General features: G+C 70.0%; 4 protein-coding genes and 2 pseudogenes. 4 read left to right on the forward strand and 2 right to left on the reverse strand.

The window, feature by feature from the left end; all coding sequences use genetic code 11:
* The 4 genes and pseudogenes from AC2W7C_RS13355 to AC2W7C_RS13370 all read left to right on the forward strand — a co-directional run.
* Positions 1-278 (forward strand): ADP-dependent NAD(P)H-hydrate dehydratase (locus AC2W7C_RS13355; protein ID WP_486001875.1); only part of this gene is annotated, 278 nt, incomplete at its 5' end.
* A 63-nt stretch (positions 279-341) separates the two neighbouring features.
* Positions 342-1,110 (forward strand): annotated as a pseudogene (gene yaaA, locus AC2W7C_RS13360) (peroxide stress protein YaaA).
* 135 nt (positions 1,111-1,245) lie between these two features.
* Positions 1,246-2,094 carry a 3-hydroxybutyrate dehydrogenase gene (locus tag AC2W7C_RS13365; protein WP_486001876.1) on the forward strand — a complete coding sequence of 283 codons (849 nt, stop codon included), beginning with the start codon at positions 1,246-1,248 and terminating at the stop codon, positions 2,092-2,094.
* Positions 2,095-2,111: 17 nt separating this feature from the next.
* The gene (locus AC2W7C_RS13370; RefSeq protein WP_486001877.1) at positions 2,112-3,158 is read left to right on the forward strand and encodes a patatin-like phospholipase family protein; all 1,047 of its coding nucleotides are present in this window, start codon (positions 2,112-2,114) and stop codon (positions 3,156-3,158) included.
* A 5-nt stretch (positions 3,159-3,163) separates the two neighbouring features.
* Here the strand turns inward: AC2W7C_RS13370 and AC2W7C_RS13375 are convergent, their stop codons facing one another.
* Together AC2W7C_RS13375 and AC2W7C_RS13380 are read right to left on the reverse strand one after the other, a co-directional pair.
* On the reverse strand, positions 3,164-4,282 hold the full coding sequence (locus AC2W7C_RS13375; protein ID WP_486001878.1) for an alpha/beta hydrolase family protein: 1,119 nt from the start codon (positions 4,280-4,282) through the stop codon (positions 3,164-3,166).
* A 98-nt stretch (positions 4,283-4,380) separates the two neighbouring features.
* Positions 4,381-4,916 (reverse strand): annotated as a pseudogene (locus AC2W7C_RS13380) (Sua5 family C-terminal domain-containing protein); the annotation flags it as partial.

Consider the following 4,916-nt stretch of genomic DNA (forward strand, 5'->3'; position numbering starts at 1 on the left):
TCAAGGGGCCGGCCACCGTGATCGCGGCGCCGGACGGCCGGCTCGCGGTGAACGGCAACGGCACGCCGTGGCTGGCCACGGCGGGAACCGGCGACGTCCTGGCTGGCATGATCGGCGGCCTGATCGCCCAGCGGATGGACAGTTTCGACGCCGCCCGCGCCGCCGTCTGGATGCACGCCGAGGCGGCCCGCGGCTTCGGACCAGGCCTGATCGCCGAGGATCTGCCGGAACGCCTGCCCGCGGTGCTCTCCGTCCTCCACGGCCAAGCCGCGACCTAAGGCCCGGTTCAAATCGTCATCGAAGCGGCCTATCTCCAGCCCCTTCGCCGCCGGAGCCTCGCCTTGCTGATCGTCCTGTCCCCGGCCAAGCGCCTGGATTTCACCGAAGCCGACCCCGCCCTTCCCGCCAGCGAGCGCCGGTTCCGCGAGGACACCGCCTCCCTGGCCAAGACGGCGCGGGCGCGCACGGTGGCCGAGTTGCGGCGGCTCATGGGCATCTCCGACGACCTCGCGCGCCTGAATCGCGAGCGCTTCCAGGCCTTCCAGCCCGCATCGGCCGAGGGGGTCCAGGCGGCCTTCGCCTTCGCCGCACGTCTACGAAGGCCTGAAAGCGCGCGAGCTGGATTCGGCCGGCCTGGGTTTCGCCCAGACGCATCTGCGCATCCTGTCGGGCCTCTACGGCCTGCTGCGCCCGCTCGACCGCATTCAGCCCTATAGGCTTGAGATGGGGACCCGGCTGAAGACCCGGCGCGGCTCCAGCCTGTACGACTTCTGGGGCGACCGGATTTCGAAGCAGCTCAACGCGGACGCGGAAGGCCTGGCCGAGCCGACCTTGGTGAACCTGGCCAGCCAGGAGTATTTCGGGGCGGTGGACGCCCGGGCGTTGAAGCTGACTGTCGTTACGCCCCACTTCCGCGAGGAGAAGGACGGCGAGAGTCGCATCATCTCGTTTTTCGCCAAGCGGGCGCGCGGGACGATGGCCCGGTTCGCGATCGACCAGCGGATCGAGCGGGCCGAGGACCTGAAGGCGTTCGATCGCGACGGCTACCGGTTCGACAAGGGCTTGTCGAACGAGACGGACTGGATATTCACCAGATCGGGAAATACCTGAAACGGGACAGTCGCCTTCGCACTCGCGAAAGGCTAGGCTGATCCGGATATTCCCTCCCCGTCATTCCCGGTTCCGCTTCGCGACCCCCGGAATGACGGCGGGAGGCGATGAAGGAAACGAGAGAGCGACCTCAAGATGTTCCAGTGGCCCAAGCGTGGTGACGCCTCCGACAACGCCGCCAAGCCGTTCCGCGACTATGGCGATCTGAAGGGCCAGGTGGCGGTCATCTCGGGCTCCACCTCCGGCATCGGACTGGCCTTCGCCCGCGCCATCGCGGCCAGGGGCGGCGACGTGGTCCTGAACGGCCTGGGCGACCCCTCGGAGATCGAGCGCATCCGGGCGGAGCTCGAAGCCAGCTGCGGCGTGCGCGTGCGCTACCACGCGGCCAACATGCTGCGCGGGGACGAGGTCGCCGACATGGTGGCCTTCGGAAAGCACCAGCTGGGCCGGGTCGACATTCTGATCAACAACGCCGGCATCCAGCACGTCGAGGCGGTGGAGAAGTTCCCGGCCGACAAATGGGAGCAGATCATCGCCATCAACCTGTCGTCGACCTTCTATGCGACGCGGGCGGCGATCCCGATCATGAAGGCGCAAGGGCGCGGCCGGATCATCAATGTGGCCTCCGCGCACGGCCTGGTCGCCAGTCCGTTCAAGTCGGCCTACGTCGCCGCCAAGCACGGAGTGATCGGCTTCACCAAGACCGTGGCGCTGGAAGTGGCGCAGGACAACATCACCTGCAACGCTATCTGCCCCGGCTTCGTAGAGACCCCGATCGTGGAGAAGCAGATCGCCGACCAGGCCCGCACGCGCGGCATGTCGAAGGAGGCCGTTCTGAAGGACGTGATCCTGGGCTCCCAGCCGACCAAGCGGTTCGTCACCACCGACGAGCTGACCGGGATGATGCTGTACCTGGTCTCGGATCTGGGCGCCTCGGCCAACGGGGCCAGCTTCTCCATCGACGGCGGCTGGACGGCCCACTAGCGAACGAGGGGGCGACGGTGGCGAAGCGCGAGACGGCCCGCCCGAAGCGCCATCCCATCTGCCTGGCCCTGCAGGGCGGCGGCTCGCACGGCGCGTTCCAGTGGGGCGTGCTGGACCGGCTGCTGGAGGACGACCGGCTCGACTTCCGCGCGGTGACCGCCGCCTCGGCCGGGGCCATGAACGCCGCGGCCCTGGTCACGGGGCTGGAGAAGGGCGGCGCCGAGGGCGCGCGGGCGCAGCTGGACCTGCTTTGGCGCGAGGTGAACCAGTCGGGCGGCCGCAACGTCTTCGGCGACTCCTCGATCTGGAGCAGCGCCCTGACCCCGGACTGGCTGAAGGACACCAGCCTGTGGCGGACCGGCGAGACCCTGGCTCTGTCGATGAGCCCCTATCAGTTCAATCCCTACAACCTGAACCCGCTGAAGCGAGTCTTGGAGACGGCGGTCGACTTCGAGACCGTCCGCGGCTCGTCGATCGCCCTGCACGTCGCGACGACCGCCGTGCGCCAGGGCCGGTCCAGGGTGTTCGCGGGCTCCGAGGTGACCGCCGACGTGCTCCTGGCCTCGGCCTGCCTGCCCTATCTGTTCCAGGCGGTGGAGATCGACGGAGAGCCCTACTGGGACGGCGGCTACCTGGCCAATCCGCCGCTGTGGCCGCTGTTCTACGAGAACACGCCCGACGACATCCTGCTGCTGCCGCTGAACCCCTTCACCCGCGACGAGACGCCCCGCGCCGCCGGCGAGATCATGGACCGGCTGAACGAGATCGTCTTCAACGCCCCGCTGACCGCCGAGCTGAGGGCCGTCGCCTTCGTCCAGGACCTGATCGCCGAGGGCCGGCTGAAGCCGACCGGCGCGGACCGCTACCGGGCGCTCAGGCTGCACGCCATCGAGCCCGGCGACTGGCTGGGAGACCTGTCGCTGGGATCCAAGTTCGACACCGAATGGGGTTTCCTGAACCGCCTGAAGGCGCGTGGGCGAGAGGCGGCCGAGGCGTGGCTGGAGGGGTGTTTCGCCGAGGTTGGAACCCGCTCTAGCGTGGACGTGAAGGCGCGGTTTCTCTGACGGCCTCAGGTCGGCCGGTGGTCCAGCTGCCGATCCAGCCAGGCGTAGACTTGGCTCTTCACCCCCGGCGGCAGGGCGTGGTTGCCGCCCTCCTCGTCAAAATAGATGACCTGGAACCGGCTGTCCGGGCCGTCGCCGTAGGTCCGGCGCGCCTTGGCCTCCATCTCGCGGGTGTCGGCGACATGGCGCTCGCTGAAGGGGCCCCATTCGTCGCCCCGGCCCCACTCCCACGTCCCGCGGGTCAGCAGCACCGGGCGCGGGCTGGTCAGGGCCAGAACGTCGCCGGAGTCCCCGACGTTCAGCAGCCCCGGCAGGGCCGACTCGGCCGACCGGCGCTTGGGTCCGTCCTCGCGGAAGAACTCCGCGAAGCCGAACACGCCGCAGGACGAGACCCCGGCCCGCACGCGCGGATCCAGGAACATGAAGTAGACGCCCGCCAGCCCGCCCGCCGAATGGCCGATCCAGCCGATCCGCTCGCGGTCCACGAACGGCAGGGAGACCAGCACGTCGGTCGCGAGCATCAGGTCGTAGGCCTCCTTGCCGAGGCCCGTCCGCCCCCTCAGGAGCAGCTGACCCGTCCAGTGATCGGCCAGGTTCCAGTCCCGGGCAGGATCCACCGAGGTCATGTCGTTGGGGGTGATTCGTCTGCGCTCCGCGTGCGGGAAGCGATCCGGGCAGATCACCACATAGCCGCGCTGGAACAGCTCCAGGCCGTAATAGAGGGTCGCGTCGCCCGCGAGGCCCGCCGGTTCGGACTTGCCGATATGAGTCGTCGGGCCGTCCTGGTGGACCGCGATGATCGCCGGCAGCTTGGCGCCCGCCGGGTGGTCGGGCACGAACAGATAGGCCTTGATCCGGTCATCCGGCGTCCGCAGCAGCGGATCGCCCCGCTCGGCCAGGAACTCGATCTTGTCCCGCCGGCCGCCCGGCACGGCGACGCTCTCAAGGACGGCGAAGTCCGCTCCGGGCCGTTCGGGAATGTCGCCGATGGCTCGCCGCAAACCCTCGCGAAGGGGCTCGTCGGGCGTTGTCCTCGCGCCGGCCGAGGCCGGGGCGGCGGCGCCCAGGACCGTAGCCGAGCCGAGGCCCGCGGCGGCGCGGAACAGGTCACGTCGATGCTGCATGGCGCACCCTCCGGACTAAGCCGCGCCGACTATGCCGTGGCCGCGCCCGACCAGCGCATGAAGGATCGGTAATGCCGGTAAACCTTCGTTACGCGACCTCAGCCGACGAAGCCCGCCGCCCGCCTCAAACGGTCGTTGATCGCCTCGCCCAGGCCCGTGGCGGGTATGGGCGACACCGCGATGCCTGCCGGCTTCTCGCGATCCGCCTCGCGCAGGCGCCGGAACAGGTTGGCGGCCGCCTCGCGCAGGTCGCCGGCGGGGCTCAGGCTCCAGCGGGGATCGCCGACGCCGGGGCCGAAGCCCAGCAGGATTTCGCCGTCCCTCGCCGCCTCGGCCTCGATCCGCACCGGCGCGTCGGGGGCGTAGTGCAGGGTCAGTCGACCCGGGGAGCGATGGCCCTCCCCGCCCCCTTCCTCGAACCGGGCCAGCGGCCCGACCACCGCCTCGATCTCGTCGCGGGTGACCGATCCGGGCCGCAGCAGGGCGACCCGGCCGTCCAGGACCGAGACGACCGTGCTTTCGACCCCACGGCGCAAGGGCCGCCTCCACCGCGTCGGCGGCGGCGAAGCCGGTCTCCTCGACCGCGTCCTCGAAGGTCTCGGGCTGGCCGGCCCGAGCCGACCACCCGAATCGC

It is taken from the genome of Brevundimonas sp. CURTG3B2_SDJG, from assembly GCF_057364705.1.